Origin of the sequence: Marinicella rhabdoformis (assembly GCF_009671245.1) — a bacterium.
Taxonomy (GTDB): Bacteria; Pseudomonadota; Gammaproteobacteria; order Xanthomonadales; family Marinicellaceae; genus Marinicella; species Marinicella rhabdoformis.
Window position 1 is genome coordinate 478,457 of sequence record NZ_VTFS01000003.1, and the last position, 17,370, is coordinate 495,826.

General features: G+C 41.1%; 31 protein-coding genes. All 31 read right to left on the reverse strand.

What is annotated here, in order from left to right; all coding sequences use genetic code 11:
• Positions 1-137: 137 nt before the first annotated feature.
• The gene (locus tag FET73_RS09900) at positions 138-1,508 is read right to left on the reverse strand and encodes a class II 3-deoxy-7-phosphoheptulonate synthase (RefSeq protein ID WP_154223781.1); all 1,371 of its coding nucleotides are present in this window, start codon (positions 1,506-1,508) and stop codon (positions 138-140) included.
• On the reverse strand, positions 1,505-2,002 hold the full coding sequence (locus tag FET73_RS09905; protein ID WP_154223782.1) for a disulfide bond formation protein B: 498 nt from the start codon (positions 2,000-2,002) through the stop codon (positions 1,505-1,507). The genes FET73_RS09900 and FET73_RS09905 overlap by 4 nt, the downstream gene beginning before the upstream one ends.
• Before the next feature lie 219 nt (positions 2,003-2,221).
• Entirely contained in the window at positions 2,222-2,527 is a 306-nt protein-coding gene (locus FET73_RS09910) for an HP1242/YdcH family protein (protein ID WP_154223783.1), read from the reverse strand.
• Positions 2,528-2,719: 192 nt separating this feature from the next.
• The gene (rplQ, locus tag FET73_RS09915; protein ID WP_154223784.1) at positions 2,720-3,109 is read right to left on the reverse strand and encodes a 50S ribosomal protein L17; all 390 of its coding nucleotides are present in this window, start codon (positions 3,107-3,109) and stop codon (positions 2,720-2,722) included.
• An 11-nt stretch (positions 3,110-3,120) separates the two neighbouring features.
• Complete coding sequence (locus FET73_RS09920) at positions 3,121-4,119, reverse strand: DNA-directed RNA polymerase subunit alpha (protein WP_154223785.1); 999 nt, start codon at positions 4,117-4,119, stop codon at positions 3,121-3,123.
• A gap of 22 nt (positions 4,120-4,141) precedes the next feature.
• Positions 4,142-4,771 carry a 30S ribosomal protein S4 gene (gene rpsD, locus FET73_RS09925; protein WP_154223786.1) on the reverse strand — a complete coding sequence of 210 codons (630 nt, stop codon included), beginning with the start codon at positions 4,769-4,771 and terminating at the stop codon, positions 4,142-4,144.
• Between the two features lie 11 nt (positions 4,772-4,782).
• Positions 4,783-5,169 carry a 30S ribosomal protein S11 gene (gene rpsK / locus FET73_RS09930; protein ID WP_154223787.1) on the reverse strand — a complete coding sequence of 129 codons (387 nt, stop codon included), beginning with the start codon at positions 5,167-5,169 and terminating at the stop codon, positions 4,783-4,785.
• A gap of 50 nt (positions 5,170-5,219) precedes the next feature.
• Positions 5,220-5,576 (reverse strand): 30S ribosomal protein S13, encoded by a 357-nt coding sequence (gene rpsM / locus FET73_RS09935; RefSeq protein WP_154223788.1) that lies wholly within the window; start codon positions 5,574-5,576, stop codon positions 5,220-5,222.
• 197 nt (positions 5,577-5,773) lie between these two features.
• Positions 5,774-7,132 (reverse strand): preprotein translocase subunit SecY, encoded by a 1,359-nt coding sequence (gene secY / locus FET73_RS09940; protein WP_154223789.1) that lies wholly within the window; start codon positions 7,130-7,132, stop codon positions 5,774-5,776.
• 1 nt (position 7,133) lies between these two features.
• Entirely contained in the window at positions 7,134-7,565 is a 432-nt protein-coding gene (gene rplO, locus FET73_RS09945) for a 50S ribosomal protein L15 (protein ID WP_154223790.1), read from the reverse strand.
• 15 nt (positions 7,566-7,580) lie between these two features.
• On the reverse strand, positions 7,581-7,781 hold the full coding sequence (gene rpmD, locus FET73_RS09950; RefSeq protein ID WP_154223791.1) for a 50S ribosomal protein L30: 201 nt from the start codon (positions 7,779-7,781) through the stop codon (positions 7,581-7,583).
• A complete protein-coding gene (gene rpsE, locus FET73_RS09955; protein WP_154223792.1) occupies positions 7,774-8,301 on the reverse strand; it encodes a 30S ribosomal protein S5 in 528 nt (175 codons plus the stop codon). Before rpsE ends, rpmD begins: the two co-directional genes overlap by 8 nt.
• Positions 8,301-8,657: a 50S ribosomal protein L18 gene (gene rplR, locus FET73_RS09960; RefSeq protein WP_154223793.1), complete on the reverse strand. Its 357-nt coding sequence runs from the start codon at positions 8,655-8,657 to the stop codon at positions 8,301-8,303. The genes rpsE and rplR overlap by 1 nt, the downstream gene beginning before the upstream one ends.
• Positions 8,658-8,675: 18 nt before the next feature.
• On the reverse strand, positions 8,676-9,203 hold the full coding sequence (rplF, locus tag FET73_RS09965; RefSeq protein ID WP_154223794.1) for a 50S ribosomal protein L6: 528 nt from the start codon (positions 9,201-9,203) through the stop codon (positions 8,676-8,678).
• Between the two features lie 14 nt (positions 9,204-9,217).
• Entirely contained in the window at positions 9,218-9,613 is a 396-nt protein-coding gene (gene rpsH, locus FET73_RS09970; protein ID WP_154223795.1) for a 30S ribosomal protein S8, read from the reverse strand.
• 14 nt (positions 9,614-9,627) lie between these two features.
• The gene (gene rpsN / locus FET73_RS09975; protein ID WP_154223796.1) at positions 9,628-9,933 is read right to left on the reverse strand and encodes a 30S ribosomal protein S14; all 306 of its coding nucleotides are present in this window, start codon (positions 9,931-9,933) and stop codon (positions 9,628-9,630) included.
• A 5-nt stretch (positions 9,934-9,938) separates the two neighbouring features.
• Positions 9,939-10,481, reverse strand: coding sequence for a 50S ribosomal protein L5 (gene rplE / locus FET73_RS09980; RefSeq protein ID WP_154223797.1), 543 nt, complete (start codon positions 10,479-10,481; stop codon positions 9,939-9,941).
• A 10-nt stretch (positions 10,482-10,491) separates the two neighbouring features.
• Complete coding sequence (gene rplX / locus FET73_RS09985) at positions 10,492-10,812, reverse strand: 50S ribosomal protein L24 (protein ID WP_484502572.1); 321 nt, start codon at positions 10,810-10,812, stop codon at positions 10,492-10,494.
• 7 nt (positions 10,813-10,819) lie between these two features.
• On the reverse strand, positions 10,820-11,188 hold the full coding sequence (gene rplN, locus FET73_RS09990) for a 50S ribosomal protein L14 (RefSeq protein WP_154223799.1): 369 nt from the start codon (positions 11,186-11,188) through the stop codon (positions 10,820-10,822).
• Positions 11,189-11,200: 12 nt separating this feature from the next.
• Positions 11,201-11,461: a 30S ribosomal protein S17 gene (gene rpsQ / locus FET73_RS09995; RefSeq protein ID WP_154223800.1), complete on the reverse strand. Its 261-nt coding sequence runs from the start codon at positions 11,459-11,461 to the stop codon at positions 11,201-11,203.
• A gap of 4 nt (positions 11,462-11,465) precedes the next feature.
• A complete protein-coding gene (gene rpmC / locus FET73_RS10000; RefSeq protein ID WP_154223801.1) occupies positions 11,466-11,654 on the reverse strand; it encodes a 50S ribosomal protein L29 in 189 nt (62 codons plus the stop codon).
• Positions 11,655-12,068: a 50S ribosomal protein L16 gene (gene rplP, locus FET73_RS10005; RefSeq protein ID WP_154223802.1), complete on the reverse strand. Its 414-nt coding sequence runs from the start codon at positions 12,066-12,068 to the stop codon at positions 11,655-11,657.
• Positions 12,068-12,757 (reverse strand): 30S ribosomal protein S3, encoded by a 690-nt coding sequence (rpsC, locus tag FET73_RS10010; protein ID WP_154223803.1) that lies wholly within the window; start codon positions 12,755-12,757, stop codon positions 12,068-12,070. The genes rplP and rpsC overlap by 1 nt, the downstream gene beginning before the upstream one ends.
• A gap of 10 nt (positions 12,758-12,767) precedes the next feature.
• Complete coding sequence (gene rplV / locus FET73_RS10015; protein ID WP_154223927.1) at positions 12,768-13,103, reverse strand: 50S ribosomal protein L22; 336 nt, start codon at positions 13,101-13,103, stop codon at positions 12,768-12,770.
• The gene (rpsS, locus tag FET73_RS10020; RefSeq protein WP_154223804.1) at positions 13,103-13,384 is read right to left on the reverse strand and encodes a 30S ribosomal protein S19; all 282 of its coding nucleotides are present in this window, start codon (positions 13,382-13,384) and stop codon (positions 13,103-13,105) included. Before rpsS ends, rplV begins: the two co-directional genes overlap by 1 nt.
• Before the next feature lie 11 nt (positions 13,385-13,395).
• Positions 13,396-14,223 (reverse strand): 50S ribosomal protein L2, encoded by an 828-nt coding sequence (gene rplB, locus FET73_RS10025; protein WP_154223805.1) that lies wholly within the window; start codon positions 14,221-14,223, stop codon positions 13,396-13,398.
• Between the two features lie 14 nt (positions 14,224-14,237).
• Entirely contained in the window at positions 14,238-14,537 is a 300-nt protein-coding gene (rplW, locus tag FET73_RS10030) for a 50S ribosomal protein L23 (RefSeq protein WP_154223806.1), read from the reverse strand.
• Positions 14,534-15,139 carry a 50S ribosomal protein L4 gene (gene rplD, locus FET73_RS10035; RefSeq protein WP_179952213.1) on the reverse strand — a complete coding sequence of 202 codons (606 nt, stop codon included), beginning with the start codon at positions 15,137-15,139 and terminating at the stop codon, positions 14,534-14,536. The genes rplW and rplD overlap by 4 nt, the downstream gene beginning before the upstream one ends.
• A 20-nt stretch (positions 15,140-15,159) precedes the next feature.
• Positions 15,160-15,780 (reverse strand): 50S ribosomal protein L3, encoded by a 621-nt coding sequence (gene rplC / locus FET73_RS10040; RefSeq protein ID WP_154223807.1) that lies wholly within the window; start codon positions 15,778-15,780, stop codon positions 15,160-15,162.
• Between the two features lie 11 nt (positions 15,781-15,791).
• Complete coding sequence (gene rpsJ, locus FET73_RS10045; protein WP_154223808.1) at positions 15,792-16,103, reverse strand: 30S ribosomal protein S10; 312 nt, start codon at positions 16,101-16,103, stop codon at positions 15,792-15,794.
• Positions 16,104-16,162: 59 nt separating this feature from the next.
• Positions 16,163-17,353, reverse strand: a complete 1,191-nt coding sequence (gene tuf, locus FET73_RS10050) for an elongation factor Tu (RefSeq protein WP_154223809.1) — start codon at positions 17,351-17,353, stop codon at positions 16,163-16,165.
• Between the last annotated feature and the right edge of the window lie 17 nt (positions 17,354-17,370).

Here is a 17,370-nt window from a genome sequence, read left to right on the forward strand (position 1 = left end):
ATTATACAACTACAAACTTAAAAATCAATATCAATACAAATAACAAAATATTATATGAAAACGTACGGCTCAAATAATTTAATATTTGAAATAAAAAAAGGCGGCACTTGGCCGCCTTTGATAGATTTTATTCAGAGTTAAGCCCTGTGAAAATCTTTGATGGCGAAGGCCAACTCTAAAGCTTGCTCATAGTTCAAACGCGGATCGACTTGCGTGGTGTAGGCTTTGCTCAAATCCGCCTCTTGTAGAGCACGTGCACCACCCAAACATTCAGTGACATTTTCACCAGTTAACTCCAGGTGAACACCACCTAAGTGTGAACCATTGGCCTTGTGTGTTTTGAATGACATTTCCACTTCTTTGCGGATATTTTCGTAGCGGCGTGTTTTATAACCATTAGAAGTTGATTCTGTGTTGCCATGCATGGGATCAGAAACCCAAACCACTTTCAACTTGGCTTTTTGTGCCACATCTATCAAACGAGGTAAGTGCGTTTCGATGTTTTCAGCACCAAAACGGTGAATCAAAATGATTTTACCGTCTTCATCATTGGGGTTCAATGTGCGCACCAAATCAACCAAATGATCTGACTCCGTTTCTTTACCAATTTTAACGCCGACAGGATTTTCAATGCCACGCAGCAACTCCACATGCGCAGAATCCATCTGATTGGTTCTCAGGCCAATCCAAGGCAAATGGGTGCTGAGGTTAAAATGACCATCTTGGCGCGGTACTTGGCGCGTTAAGGCTTGCTCATAGTGTAAATGCAGTGCTTCATGCGAACTGAAGAATTCTACATTAGATAAGTTATTGACTTCTCTACCCGCCAGTATTTCAGCAAAGTTAATTGAATCAGAAATTTTCTCGACCAATTCGTGAAATTTATTCGCATTCGGGGAATGTTTTACCCAAGCCAAATCCCAGTATTCTGGGTGTCTGATGTCTGCAAACCCACCGTCAACCAATGCACGAACAAAGTTCATCGTCATGGCTGAGTGGTGATAGGCTTCCAACATGCGCTTAGGTTCAGGATGACGTGCCTGTTCAGTAAATTCGTTTTCATTGACAATGTCACCACGGAATGATGGTAAAGTCACTCCATCGCGTGTTTCTGTGTCAGCGGAACGCGGTTTGGCGTATTGTCCCGCAAACCTTCCAACACGTACAATTGGTGTACGACAGCCGTGGATTAAGACCAAACTCATTTGAATCAATACTTTTAATCGATTCGAAATGATAGGAGATGTGCAGTCACTAAATGTTTCAGCACAATCACCGCCTTGAATTAAAAAGCGTTTGCCGTGTTGCACTTCTGCCAAATGAGATTTCAGCTTTTTAACTTCCCAAGATGTTACCAAAGGCGGTAAAGAGCTTAATGTATCAACTGCATTTGCCAAGGCCACTTTATCTGGATAGGTGGCTTGTTGACGTACAGTTTTATTTTGCCAGCTGTTAACGCTCCAATCTGTAGTTTTGTTTTTTTCTTGAGATTGATTAACTGTGTTCATGATTCCACCTTGATAAATGTCCAAATAAGGGTGTAAATAAATAAGCCGATAAAACAGAACAAAGTCCATGTCGGCATAGAAAGTCCAAATAATTCCCACTTGATTTCTGCGCAAGAGCCAGAGCCTGTTAGTACAGTAGATAATGCACTGAAAATAGAATCATTTTCCATCATCATACCCAAGCTTGGGCCACAATCTGGTACTTCTTCTGGGGGTAAACCTTGCATCCAGACATGTCTTCCACTGATCGCTATACCAGTCGCCGTTGTTAATGCCAGCAAGCCACCAAACAACTTTCGTCCCCAATGCAAAGCTGGCTTGAGTAATGCCAATAAAAACAATGCCCCTATGGCAAAGAATACCACACGTTGTAGGATACACAAATTACACGGCAATAAGAAATCACGATATTCCACATAATACGCATAACCAAGCAATCCAGCACAAAAAAGGGCAGGTAAAAAGCTCAATAAGCGAAATGTGTTTTTAGTCATGGTAAATTCCTTTGGTAAAGTGGCAAGGTTAACAAAATATCACTGTCATGCAAAGCATCAGACCACCCTTTAGAACAAATAATTCCACACAATTTCAAACACTTTATCTTCGACCATAAAAATACCCAGTCAAAAGAATGGGTATCAACATGATTTTAGGTGTCAATTTAAGCTTTTTGATGCAACTAAAAGCTGCTTATAAACAGCCTTAAAGATTGGTTATTTTTTATGTTTTTCTTTGAGTCGTTTTTTTTCTGCCTTTATGGCCTTTTTATTCTCTTTCCGTTTATATTTTAAAATCATGAAATACAACTCATCTTTCAAAAATAACCGCTTTTTCTTTAGTGACTCTACAAAATCATCAGATGGAGTTTCTATCCCTTGTTGAATTCTGGTCATTTCATGGCTTAATTCGTCGTATTCATTAAAAAATCTAGCAAAGTGTTTATTTCGCATTTTTAATTCACGTATCTCGTTCTCAAACTCTGGAAAATCATGATGTAAATCGTGTCTTTCTCCAAACATAGTATTTCCTTAAGTTAATAAATCATGTATTTATAATACGGTATATGTGGTGAATTGGCATTGATATAAATCAACTGCTAACAGCACATTGTTATATTTGGTTTATTATTTCTTTAGCAATAATATGTATTTAATTCAAAAAAAAACCCGATCAAAAGACCGGGTTTTTTTCATCAAAGTTTGAAGCTTTAATTATTCAGCATCATCTGCTTTTGCCTTTTTGATAGGACGATCTACCAATTCAACATAAGCCATTGGTGCATTGTCACCAGCACGGAAACCACACTTCAAGATACGCAAGTAACCACCTGGACGCTCTAGGTAACGTGGACCCAACTCTGTGAACAATTTATTGACGATTTCATCATTTCTCAATCGTGCAAAAGCCAAACGACGGTTAGCCACTGAGTCAACTTTAGACAAAGTGATTAAACGCTCAGCTGATTTACGCAGCTCTTTTGCTTTTGGTACGGTTGTTTTGATTAACTCATGCTCGAACAAAGAAGCTGCCATGTTTTTAAACATCGCTTTTCTGTGCGAAGAGTTTCTATTTAATTTTCTACCTGATTTTCTGTGACGCATGTTCTTGTCCTTTATCCGATAAGACGCTCAGCAGTGCGAATAGCAGCTGGCGGCCAATTTTCTAAACGTACACCCAAGGTCAAGCCCATTTCAGAGAGTACACTTTTGATTTCGTTCAACGATTTTTTACCCAAATTAGGTGTTTTCAACAATTCAACTTCAGTTCGTTGAATCAAATCACCGATGTATTGAATGTTCTCTGCTTTTAAGCAGTTCGCAGAACGGACAGTTAATTCCAACTCATCAATTGGTTTCAAAAGAATCGGATTCAATTTTTCTTCCTCTTCTTTTTCTTCAACAGTGGTTTCAATCTTGAAGTCAATGAAGATAGCCATTTGTTCAACCAAGATGCGGGCCGCTGTGCGTACGGCATCTTCAGCTGAAATAGAACCATCAGTATCTATATCTAAGATCAGTTTATCTAAGTTGGTTTTTTGGTGTAAACGCGCATTATCAACATCGTAGGCAACACGTTTTACAGGACAAAAACTGGCATCCAATAACAATTGACCAATAGGACGTACGTCTTCTTGCTCAACACGGTTAACAGATGGTACATATCCCACACCCTTTTCGACTTTCATGCGCATCGTAATGCTTGCATTCTTGTCTAAGTGACAAATCACTTGTTCAGGGTTGGCAACTTCAACACCGTCTGCCAATTGGATATCGGCAGCAGTAACAACACCGGCTTTTGAAACATTGATCATCAACTCTGCTTCATCACGATCTGGCATCATGAATGACAAGGTTTTCAGGTTCAATAAAATCTCAACCACGTCTTCTTGAACACCTTCCAGTGCTGAGAATTCGTGTTGTACTCCGTCAATATTGACTTCAGTTACAGCACAACCTGGAATTGAAGACAATAAAATGCGACGAAAAGCATTACCCAGAGTATGTCCAAAACCCCTTTCCAAAGGTTCTATGATTATTTTTGCGCTGTGTTCAGAGCGTTCGTCTACTTCAACAACTCTGGGACGCAATAATTTAGCTAATATGTCAGACATATAAACCTCCTTAAAAAGTGGATTACTTCGAGTATAGCTCTACAATCAAGTTTTCGTTGATGTCAGCTGGCAAATCTTCACGTGTTGGAACTGATTTAAATTGACCTGTCATTTTGGCAGCATCAACAGAAACCCAGTCCGCAAATAAGTTCATTTCGCCCCATAGTTCTAAGGCTTGTTTGATTCTTAATTGTGTTTTAGATTTTTCACGAATTTCAATTTCATCACCCGCTTTCACTTGGTAAGAAGGGATGTTACATAATTTACCATTAACCAAAATTGATTTGTGGCTCACCAATTGGCGTGCTTCATTTCTGGTTACGCCAAAGCCCATGCGGTAAACCACGTTATCTAAACGTGATTCCAACAATTTCAACAAATTTTCGCCTGTGGCGCCTTTTTGTTTAGCAGCTTTCTTGTAGTAGTTAACAAATTGCTTTTCTAATACACCATAAGTACGACGAACTTTTTGTTTTTCGCGTAACTGTAAAGCATAATCAGAAGGCTTGTTTCTTTTACCTGCAGCACCGTGCTGACCTGGAGCAACTTCAAGTTTACACTTGGTTTCCATAGCGCGAGCTGGGCTTTTTGTCATTAAATCGACGCCTTCACGACGTGCCAATTTACATTTTGGACCTAAATATCTAGCCATTATTCTTCTCCTTACACCCTACGTTTTTTAGGTGGACGACAACCATTGTGAGGAATTGGGGTAATATCAATGATATTAGTCACCCTAAATCCGAGGGCATTCAATGCTCTGACAGAAGATTCTCTTCCTGGACCTGGACCTTTAATACGAACTTCAACATTTTTCATCCCATAATCTTTGGCTACTTGGCCAGCGCGATCAGCTGCAACCTGTGCAGCAAAAGGAGTACTCTTTCTTGAACCTCTAAACCCAGACCCACCAGCCGTTGCCCACGACAAACCATTACCTTGTCTGTCAGTGATCGTGATGATGGTATTGTTGAAAGACGCGTGTACGTGCGCGATTCCGTCAACAACAGTTCTTTTGATTTTCTTTTTTGTTTTTTGTGGTCTTGCCATTTTACATTCTCTATCTATGACGCATTGACGAAGCAATGAATCAATATGTTTTAACGTTTAATTGGTTTTTTAGGACCTTTACGCGTTCTTGCGTTGTTCTTGGTTTTTTGACCACGAACAGGCAAGCCTCTTCTGTGACGCAAACCACGATAACAACCTAAGTCCATCAAACGTTTGATGTCCATAGCTACTTCTCTACGTAAGTCACCTTCAACAGTGAATTTTGCCACTTCTGAACGCAATTTATCTAAGTCAGCCTCATCTAATTGACCAACTTTGTGTGACGGATCAACGCCGGCACTGTCGCATATTGCATACGCACGAGTTCTTCCAACACCATAGATGCTGGTCAAACCAATCCACGCATGTTTATGCACTGGTATATTTACACCCGCAATACGAGCCATTTTTTTCTCCAAATTCCTCTTTTGAAGTCTTTAACATGATAAATCATGTGCAAAACTTCGGTGAAAACTCAACAAAAAGCACCTGCTTTTTGTCCATTGCCCTTAGCAAAGGGCGCAGATTATATATCATTGAACAAAACAATGCCATCACTTTTTAAAAGGATGGCATTGAATCAAATTCTCAAATATAAATTCTTTTATCGACGAATCTTAGATGATCGTCTGTAATTCTTAATATTCGATTTTTTCATGACCGAATCGTACTGTTGTGATACCAAATGATTTTGTAGTTGAGCCATGAAATCCATAGCAACTACCACAACAATCAACAGCGATGTACCGCCCAAAGCAAAAGGTACAGATACAAATCCTCTGATCAGGTCAGGCATCAAACTGACACCCAACAAGTATAAAGAACCCCAAAATGTGACGCGATTCAATACACCATCTAAATAGGCAGAAGTTTGTTTACCTGGCCTGATACCTGGAATAACAGCACTTTGTTTTTTCAAATTGTCAGCCGTTTCATCCGAATTGAATGTCAAAGCCGTATAAAAATACGCAAAGAATACAATCAAAGTTCCAAACAACACCATATATAAGGTATTGCCTGGTGACAGTTGAGCTGCTAAATCTTGCAACCAACCAAAACCTTCATTTTGACCTGCAAAGCTGGCAATAGAACTGGGCAATAACACCAATGATGAAGCAAAGATCACTGGTATCACACCAGACATATTCACTTTCAATGGTAAGTATGAAGTTTGCGCTTGGGTTGCTTGTCTTCCACCACGTCTTGCAAACTGCATGGTTATTCTTCTTTGACCGCGTTCAACGAACACAATAAATGCGGTAACACCCAAAGAAATGACCAACAGCAGCAAACCAACCAATGCATTCATTTGTCCTTCTGCAATAGAAGTAAATACTGAATACACAGCACCTGGTAAACCAACAACAATACCTGCAAAAATCAAAAGTGATATACCGTTACCGATGCCTCGTTCAGTGATTTGTTCACCCAACCACATCAAGAACATGGTACCACCGGTCAAAGACACTGTAGCTGTAAACAAAAAGCCAAAACCAGGCATAGGAACTACAGGCACATTACCTACAGCACCTAATTGCATCAGCGAGAAAGAGATTCCATATGACTGGAAAGCCGCTAAAACAATAGTAAAGTATCGAGTATATTGTGTGATTTTACGTTTACCTGTCTCACCTTCTTTCTTCATTTCACGCAATGTCGGTACCGTATGGCCCAAAATTTGCATGATAATAGAAGCGGTGATGTAGGGCATGACACCCAAGGCAAAGATGGAATAACGACCCAAGGCGCCACCTGAGAACATGTTAAACATGTCTAAGATACCGCCTGAGTTTTGTTGCAACAAGTCAGCCAATACTTTTGGATTGACGCCAGGAACAGGTAGAAAAGTACCCATTCTATAGACAATCAAAGCACCTATAACAAACAATATTCGACTTTTAAGTTCACCAAAGCCTTTCTTGTTACCGAGTAATTTTTCTACTTGCTCTTGTCTTGTTGACATATTATTCTACTTTCCCGCCTGCTTTCTCGATGGCTTCTTGGGCACCTTTGGTGACAACCAAACCTTTCAAGTTAACCGCTTTTTCAATGTTACCTGTATTGATCACTTTGACTTTAGTAACACCACGCTTAACATAACCATTTTCGATTAAGTAGTTAACGTCGATGTCACTGGCATCCATAGAACCAAATTGGTACAAACAGATTTCAGCACGGGTTTCAGCCATTCTTGAAGTGAAACCGAATTTAGGCAATCTTTTGTGGATCGGCAATTGTCCACCCTCAAAACCAACTTTATGAAAGCCGCCTGAACGTGATTTTTGACCTTTGTGACCACGACCACAGGTTTTACCCAAGCCAGAACCGATACCACGACCAACACGTTTACGTGCTTTAGTGGCGCCTTCAGCTGGTTTAATCGTATTTAATTTCATAGTCTTTACCTACGCTTATTTGACTTCTTCTACTTTTAGTAGATGAATCGCTTTGTTAATCATACCCATGTTCTCAGGAGTTGCATCTACAATACGTGATTGATGCATTTTTCTGATTCCCAGGCCTCTGACACAGGCTTTGTGGTTAGCCAAAGATTTGTTGGTACTTTTGATTTGTGTCACTTTTACTTGACCAACTTTTTGTGATTTAGCCATGATTTTCCATTACCTCCTCAACAGTTTTACCACGCTTGGCAGCAATGCTGTCAGGCGAAGTCATGTTTTGCAGACCTTTGATGGTTGCTCTTACTAAGTTGATTGGGTTGTTAGAACCTTGAGACTTAGCCAAAACGTTCTCTACACCTACCACATCAAATACAGCACGCATCGCACCACCGGCAATTACACCAGTACCTTCAGATGCAGGTTGCATGTAAACACGTGAACCTGAGTGCTTGGCTTTAGTGGCATGCCACAATGTGCTGCCTTTTAAGTCCACCTGTACAATGTTACGTCTGGCTTGGTCCATGGCTTTTTGAATCGCCACTGGCACTTCTTTCGCTTTGCCGTAACCAAATCCAATTTTACCACTGCCGTCACCAACAACAGTCAAAGCAGCAAAACCAAATTGTCTACCACCTTTAACTACTTTAGCAACACGGTTAACCGCAACCAAACGTTCTAACAGGTTATCACCTTGCTCTTTGTCTGACATATTTTTTCTCTTGTCGTTCATCAGAATTTCAACCCAGCTTCACGAGCAGCTTCAGCCAAGGCTTTCACTTTACCGTGGTAAACATAACCTGATCTATCGAAACCTACTGCTTCAATGCCAGCCTCTTGTGCTTTCTTAGCAATGGCAGCACCAACAGCTTTCGCTGCATCTTGGTTGGTGCGAGAAGCACCATCTTCAACTAAACCTTTGTCTAAGGTTGACGCTGAAACCAATGTGGTTGTGCCGTCACCAGAGAAAATTTGTGCGTATAAATGTTGACCTGTTTTGTGAATAGACAAAGCAGGTACAGCCAATTCACGCAGTTTTTTTCTGGTTTTGGTTGCTCTTTTAATTCTTGTTTCATTTTTCTTGTGCATAGTCTTATCTCAGAAGCTTTACGCTTTCTTGGCCTCTTTTCTATACAATCTTTCATCAGCATATTTAACACCTTTACCTTTGTATGGCTCAGGTGGTCTGATGGCTCTAATCTCTGCAGCGACTTGACCAACTTGTTGTTTATCAATACCGTTAACAACAATCTCAGTGTTCGATGGCGTTTCAAACGTGATGCCATCTGGTGCAGAGTAAACAACTGGGTGTGAAAAACCCAAGTTCAAGTCTAAATCTTTACCTTTCATGGCCACACGATAACCAACACCTACCAATTGCAGCTTTTTATTGAAACCGTTCGTCACGCCTTCAACAACATTGGCTAACAATGCACGCATAGTACCTGCCATAGCCCAAGATGTTTCATTCACTGGGTTGATGTTCAATTCGTTGTCTTTATGATCAACATTTACAGTTGGGTGTAATTCTAAAGTCATTTCGCCCTTAGGACCTTTGACTTTTACTGAATGACCTTGAACATCAATATTGATGTTAGCGGCCAATGTGATCGGTTGTTTTGCAATTCTTGACATGCTATATCTCCCGATTACTTAATTACACAAAGTACTTCACCACCAACTTGAGCAACACGTGCTGCTTTGTCGGTCATGATGCCTTTTGATGTTGATACAATGGCTGTACCGAAACCAGCGTCAACACGTGGCAAATCATCTTTGCCGCGATATTGTCTTAAACCTGGTTTACTTACTCTTTTTATCATTTCAATTACAGGTTGATTTCTGTAATATTTGATATTGATTTTAATGAAAGGATGTCCTTCCTTCTCAATCATTTCGTAAGATCGGATGTAACCTTCTTGTTGCAAAACTGCCAAAATACCTTTTTTAACTTTTGAAGCGGGCGTGGCAGTACTTTCTTTACTGACTGCTTGTGCATTTTTGATGCTACAAATCATATCAGAAATTGGATCACTAATACTCATAATCTATCTCTCGTTTACCAACTGGCTTTTTTCAAGCCAGGAATGTCACCGCGCATTGCAGCTTCACGAAATTGGGTTTTGCTCAAACCAAATTTATTGTAATAACCACGTGGTCTACCTGAAATTTGACAACGCTTACGGACTCTCGAAGGAGAGGCGTTGCGTGGTAATTTCTGTAAGCCTTCTTGCGCTGCCATCATGTCTTCAAAAGACGTATTTGGATCGGCAATAATTTTTTTCAATGCGGCTCGTTTCTCTGCGTACTTTGCTACGATTCTTTTTCTTTTCAGGTCACGTTGGACCATTGATTCTTTAGCCATTTTTATTACCTACCTTTGAATGGAAAATCAAACTCATCAAGCAACATACGCGCTTCCTCATCGTTACGAGCATTGGTGGTAATGGTGATATCCATACCGCGCAATGTATCAATTTTATCGTATTCGATTTCTGGGAAGATGATCTGCTCTTTAACACCCATTGAGTAGTTACCGCGACCGTCGAATGATTTTGGATTCAAACCACGGAAGTCACGTACTCGAGGTAATGAAACGCTTACTAAACGGTCCAAAAACTCATACATTTTGTGTCTGCGCAATGTCACTTTACAACCGATCGGCCACCCGTCACGAATTTTGAAACCAGCTACTGATTTCTTCGCATGAGTGATGATGGGTCGTTGCCCTGTTATCTTAGCCATGTCACCTGTGGCATGGTCAAGAACTTTTTTGTTACCAACAGCTTCACCGACGCCCATGTTCACAGTAATTTTAGTGATTTTAGGCACTTCCATTACATTGGCGAACTTGCCGGATTCAAGCAGTTTTGGTACTACTTCATCTTTATAATATTTTTCTAATCTGGCCATGTTTACTCTCTTAAGCGTCTACTTGTTCACCGTTAGACTTAAATACACGAACCTTACGGCCGTTCTCTAAGACTTTAAATCCAACTCGCTCGCCCTTGTCTGAGGCTGGGTTGTATAACATAACGTTAGAAGGCTGAATTGGCGCTTCTTTAGTTTTGATACCACCTTTTTCGTCAATTTGCGGGTTAGGTTTAACGTGCTTTTTGACCAAGTTCACGTTATCAACCAACAAACGGCCGTCAGATAAAATTTTCAACAATTTACCTTTTTGACCTTTACTGCGACCGGCTATAACGATGACTTCATCACCTGTTCTTAATCTGTTCATAATTAATTCCTTACAAAACTTCCGGCGCGAGCGAAATGATTTTCATGAAATTACCTGATCTTAGCTCACGTGTTACGGGGCCAAAGATACGGGTACCGATAGGCTCAAGTTTGGCATTCAACATCACAACGGCATTACCGTCGAAACGAATCAATGAACCATCACCGCGACGAACACCCTTACGGGTTCTTACGATAACGGCGTTGTAAACTTCACCTTTTTTAACCTTTCCGCGAGGAATGGCTTGTTTAACAGAGACTTTAATTACGTCTCCGATACCAGCGTAACGACGCTTAGAACCACCCAGTACCTTAATACACTGGACTTCTTTTGCGCCTGAATTGTCAGCAGCTGATAATCTTGATTGCATTTGTATCATTGTCAGTACCTCTTATTTAGCTGTTTCTACAATTTCCACAACTTTCCAAGACTTGGTCTTAGAAATGGGTCTGCACTCTACGATTTTTACCAAATCGCCTTCTTGACATTTGTTTTCAGGGTCGTCTGCATGTACTTTAGTAGATTTCTTAATATACTTTTTATACAAAGGATGCTTGATTTTACGTTCAATCATCACTGTTACAGTACGATCCATCTTGTCACTTGTGACCACGCCACTTTTTGTTTTCTGTACTTTATTTTCTGTACTCATGACATTATCCTTTAACTTGATTCATTACGGTTCTAACGCGCGCGATTGATCTGCGAACGTCACGCAATAAATGCATTTTGGTCAATTGACCGTTGCCTCTGGCCATTCTTAAGTCGAATTGTTGTTGTAACAATTTGTTCAATTCGTCTTGCAACTCAGCCAAATTTTTAGTTTTTAATTCTTTAGCTTGCATTTACATCACCGTACGTTTAATGAATGTTGTTTGTACAGGAAATTTAGCACCGGCTTTTTCAAAAGCGTCACGAGCCATTTCTTCTGATACACCTTGGATTTCATAAATCACTCGACCTGGCTTAATAGCAGCGGCCCAATGATCGATATTACCTTTACCTTTACCCATCCTCACCTCAATTGGCTTGGCTGTGATTGGTTTGTCAGGAAACACACGAATCCATAATTTACCACCCCTTTTCACGTGTCTTGTAATGGCACGACGACCGGCTTCGATCTGACGTGCGGTTAACAAACCACGTGTAGTGGCTTTCAATCCAAAATCACCGAAACTCACTTTGTTACCACCGTGTGATAAACCGCGGTTACGGCCTTTTTGATATTTTCTGAATTTAGTTCTCTTCGGCTGTAACATTATTTTTTACCTCGAGATTTTTTGTTCGTTTTCTTTTCAGATTCTTGGGTGTATTTTTCTAAATCGAAAACTTCACCTTTATAAATCCATACTTTGATTCCGATAACGCCATATGTTGTGTGTGCTTTATATGTCGCATAATCGATGTCAGCACGCAATGTATGCAAAGGCACTTGACCTTCACGATACCATTCCGTACGTGCGATTTCTGCGCCATTCAAACGACCAGCAACTGCAACACGAATACCCAGAGCACCTAATCTCATGGCATTCCCTACAGCGCGCTTCATGGCGCGACGGAACATGATACGACGTTCCAACTGTGAAGCAATACCTTGGGCAACCAATAAGGCGTCCAATTCTGGCTTTCTGATTTCGTTTACGCTGATGTGCGTTGGTAAGCCCATCATTTTTGACACTTCGTTTTTCAACACTTCAATGTCTTCACCTTTTTTACCAATCACGATACCAGGTCTGGCTGTGTGGATGGTTACTCTGGCGTTCTTTGCAGGGCGCTCGATTTCAATTTTAGATACCGAAGCATGCTTCAACTTGTCTTGCAAGTATGTTCTTACTTTGATGTCTTTAATCAATTGATCAGCGAACTGACCCTTCTCGGCATACCATTTCGAATTGTGTGTTTTCGAAATGCCCAGTCTAATTCCTATTGGATGTACTTTTTGACCCATAACTCTGCCCTTACGATGCTTCAGCCACTTTTACAGTGATGTGGCTGGTTCTTTTCAAGATTTGCGTACCTCTACCTTTGGCTCTGGCTCTTCCTCTTTTCAGGGTAGGACCTTCGTCAACAAAGATAGCACTTACGTACAATTCATCAACATCTAAACCATTGTTGTGCTCTGCATTTGCAACAGCGCTCATCAATGCTTTTTTAACGATGTGGGCGGCTTTTTTCGGGCTGAAAGTTAACAGCTGTTCAGCTTGTTCAACGTTCATGCCACGAACTTGGTCTGCAACCAATCGGACTTTTTGAGCCGAAATATTGGCTCTTCTATATTTAGCTACTACTTCCATCATCTCTTACCTTTAGCTTTCTTGTCAGCAATGTGTGACCTGAATGTACGAGTTGGTGAAAATTCACCCAGCTTGTGACCAACCATTTCTTCCGAAACGAGTACTGGTATGTGCTGTTTTCCGTTGTGTACAGCCAAAGTCAATCCAACCATGTCAGGTAAGATCATAGACCTTCTTGACCATGTTTTAATTGGCTTCTTACTGTTTTCTTCTACGGCCTTCTCTACTTTTTTAATCAAGTGGAGGTCTACAAAAGGCCCTTTCTTTAGCGATCTTGGCATACTAAGTTACCTTATTTCTTGTTTCTGCGACGAACGATGAACTTATCAGTTCGCTTGTTCTTACGCGTTTTATGTCCTTTAGTAGGTACACCCCAAGGAGTTACAGGGTGACGACCACCAGAGGTCCTTCCTTCACCACCACCATGTGGATGGTCAACTGGATTCATTGCAACACCTCGAACGGTTGGACGAATACCTCTCCAACGAGTGGCACCGGCTTTACCGATTTTCTCAAGGTTATGCTCTGAGTTAGAAACAGTGCCCAGTGTCGCACGACATTTAGCTGGGACTTTTCTCATTTCGCCTGAACGCAAACGCAAAGTGGCATATGCACCTTCTTTTGCAACCAAACGAACTGAGGTACCGGCTGAACGAGCCATTTGGCCGCCTTTACCAGGTTTCATTTCTACGTTGTGAACAACTGAACCTACAGGGATATTATCCAAAGGTAAAGTATTGCCCACTTTGATTCCTACAGAGGTTCCAGATACTACTGTCATCCCAGGCTCTAAACCTTTGGGCGCAAGAATGTATCTTTTTTCACCATCTGTGTAAGTTAACAAAGCGATGTATGCACTGCGATTCGGATCATATTCGATTCGAGTTACATTACCTACGATGTCGTCTTTGTTTCGCTTGAAATCAATGATTCTATAATGTTGTTTGTGTCCACCACCTCTGTGACGAGTGGTGATTCTGCCGTTGTTATTACGACCGCCAGATTTTGACTTTTTCTCAATCAAGCTGGCTTCAGGTCTGCCTTTGTACAAGCCAGTTCTTTTAACTCGAACCGTACCGCGGCGACCTGGAGAAGTTGGTTTTAATACTGATAATGCCATGATAATTCTCCCAATTACTCAGCTTTCGTACCGAAGTCGATCATTTGATCAGCTTGGATGCGCACATACGCTTTTTTCCAGTCTGGTCTTTTACCGGCCTTCATTTTGAAGCTTTTGGTTTTACCTTTCACATTCATAACAGACACGTTTTCAACGTTCACTTTGAACAATTTTTCTACGGCTGTTTTGATCTGCTCTTTATTTGCCGATTTGGCCACTTTAAACACATATTGGTTAGACAACTCACCAACACGGTTTGATTTCTCAGAAATCACAGGTGCCAAAATAGTTGTGTATAAATTGTTTAAACTCATGACAACCACTCCTCAACTTGTTTAACTGCGTCAACAGTAAATACCACTTTTTCTGAGTAAACCAAATCTACAGGATTTAATCCGTAAACATTAGTCACATAGATATGTGGGATGTTGTTCGTTGAACGCAATAAGTTTTCACTTGGCTCATTAGTCACCAAGCATGCTTTAGTCACGTCATGCTTACTTAGCATGTCCAGACCTTCTTTGGTTTTGCCGTTGGCAGTATCCAAAGCGTCAACAATAACCAAACGATCGTTGCGAACCATTTCTGAAAGAATGGCTTTCATCGCAGCTCGGTACATTTTAGTATTAACTTTTTTAGTAAAGTCACGAGGTTGTGCAGCAAAAGTGCGACCACCACCAACCCAAATTGGGCTTCGTGAAGTACCGGCTCTGGCACGACCAGTTCCTTTTTGTTTCCAAGGTTTGGCACCACCACCGCTCACTGCTGAACGATTTTTTTGTGCTTTAGTACCAGCACGGCCAGTAGCCAAGTATGAAGTAACCACTTGGTGTACCAAGGCTTCAGAATAGTCTTTTCCAAAAACAGATTCTGAAAGGTCAACTTTTTGTTTTTTACCTGATATATTCAGTTCCACAATAATTCTCCGTCATCCGTTTAAGCTAAAGGGCGTACAACCACAGTGCCTGTTTTAGCACCAGGTACTGCACCTTTGATTAATAACAAGCTGTTCTCTGTATCAACCCTAACCACTTCTAAGTTCTTAGTAGTGACCTGCTCTGCACCCATGTGTCCAGACATTTTTTTGCCTTTGAATACACGACCTGGAGTTTGACATTGACCAATAGAACCTGGCGCCCTGTGAGACAAAGAGTTACCATGAGTGGCATCTTGCATTGCGAAGTTATAACGCTTGATTACACCTTGGAAACCTTTACCTTTTGACTGACCAGTAACGCGGACTTTTTGACCACTTTCAAACATGGTCAATTCCAGTACGTCACCTGCATTGAAAGATTCTTCAGTTCTGAATTCTTTAACAATTGCACCTGCTTCAACACCTGCTTTTTTGAAGTGTCCAGCAGCTGGCGCAGTGACTTTAGATGCTTTTTTGGCACCTGTAGTAACCTGAACGGCATTGTAACCGTCAGTATCTACTGTTTTGACTTGAGCCACAACATTGGGCTCTACATTGATAACAGTAACTGGTACAGACTCACCTTTGTCATTAAAGATGCGTGTCATTCCAACTTTTTTTCCGATAATACCTAATGACATGATGCTTCTCCTTAGTTCAACTGAATTTGAACATCAACGCCTGCAGACAAGTCCAGTTTCATTAACGCGTCAACTGTTTTGTCGTTAGGATCTACAATATCAACCAATCTTTTATGAGTACGAATCTCATATTGGTCACGTGCGTCCTTGTTTACATGTGGAGACGTCAAAACGGTGTAACGCTCTTTCTTTGTAGGTAAAGGGATAGGACCTCTTACCTGAGCACCAGTTCTTTTTGCCGTATCGACGATTCTTCCTGCTGATTGATCAATTAATTTATGATCAAACGCTTTGAGTCTTATTCTGATTTTCTGACCAGCCATGTTAATTTGCCTCTAATTAAAAAGCAGCGGCTTTTCGCCGCTGCTATTTACAAGTTTAATTATTCAATAATTTTTGCTACAACACCCGCACCTACTGTACGGCCACCTTCACGAATAGCGAAGCGTAAACCTTCATCCATCGCAATCGGTGCAATTAATTCAACAACCATCTTAACGTTGTCACCAGGCATTACCATTTCTACACCTTCTGGTAATTCACAAGCGCCAGTTACGTCAGTTGTTCTGAAGTAGAACTGTGGACGGTAGCCTTTAAAGAATGGTGTGTGACGACCACCTTCATCTTTGCTCAACACGTACACTTCTGCTTCGAATTTTGTGTGGGGCGTAATTGTACCCGGTTTTGCTAGTACTTGTCCACGCTCAACATCATCTCTTTTCGTTCCACGCAACAAAACACCCACGTTATCGCCAGCTTCACCTGAATCTAGCAACTTACGGAACATCTCAACACCTGTACATGTAGTAACAGTTGTGTCACGGATACCAACGATTTCAATCTCTTCACCAACGTTTACAACACCAGTTTCAATACGGCCAGTTACAACAGTACCACGACCTGAAATTGAGAAAATATCTTCGATAGGCATCAAGAATGGCTTATCAGTCTCACGCTCTGGCGTAGGAATGTAGGCATCCATCTCTTCTAACAACTTCAATACAGCTGGTGCACCGATGTCAGAAGTATCGCCTTCCAATGCTTTCAAAGCAGAACCCATTACCAATGGCGTGTCATCACCAGGGAACTCGTAGTCATTCAACAACTCACGAACTTCCATTTCAACCAACTCTAACAACTCTTCGTCATCAACTTGGTCACATTTGTTTAAGAATACAACAATGTAAGGTACGCCAACCTGACGAGCCAACAAGATGTGCTCACGAGTTTGTGGCATTGGGCCATCAGCAGCTGATACTACCAAAATCGCGCCGTCCATTTGTGCCGCACCAGTAATCATGTTTTTAACATAATCAGCATGGCCTGGACAATCTACATGCGCGTAGTGACGGTCATCAGTTTCGTACTCAACGTGCGCTGTAGAAATCGTAATACCACGCTCTCTTTCTTCTGGCGCGTTATCGATTTGATCGTAATCTTTAAATTCGCCGCCTTGTTTTTCAGCAGCAACTTTTGTGATCGCTGCAGTCAAGGTTGTTTTACCATGGTCAACGTGACCAATTGTGCCCACGTTTACATGGGGCTTATTGCGTTCAAATTTTTCTTTTGACATAGTTGTCTCTTAAACTT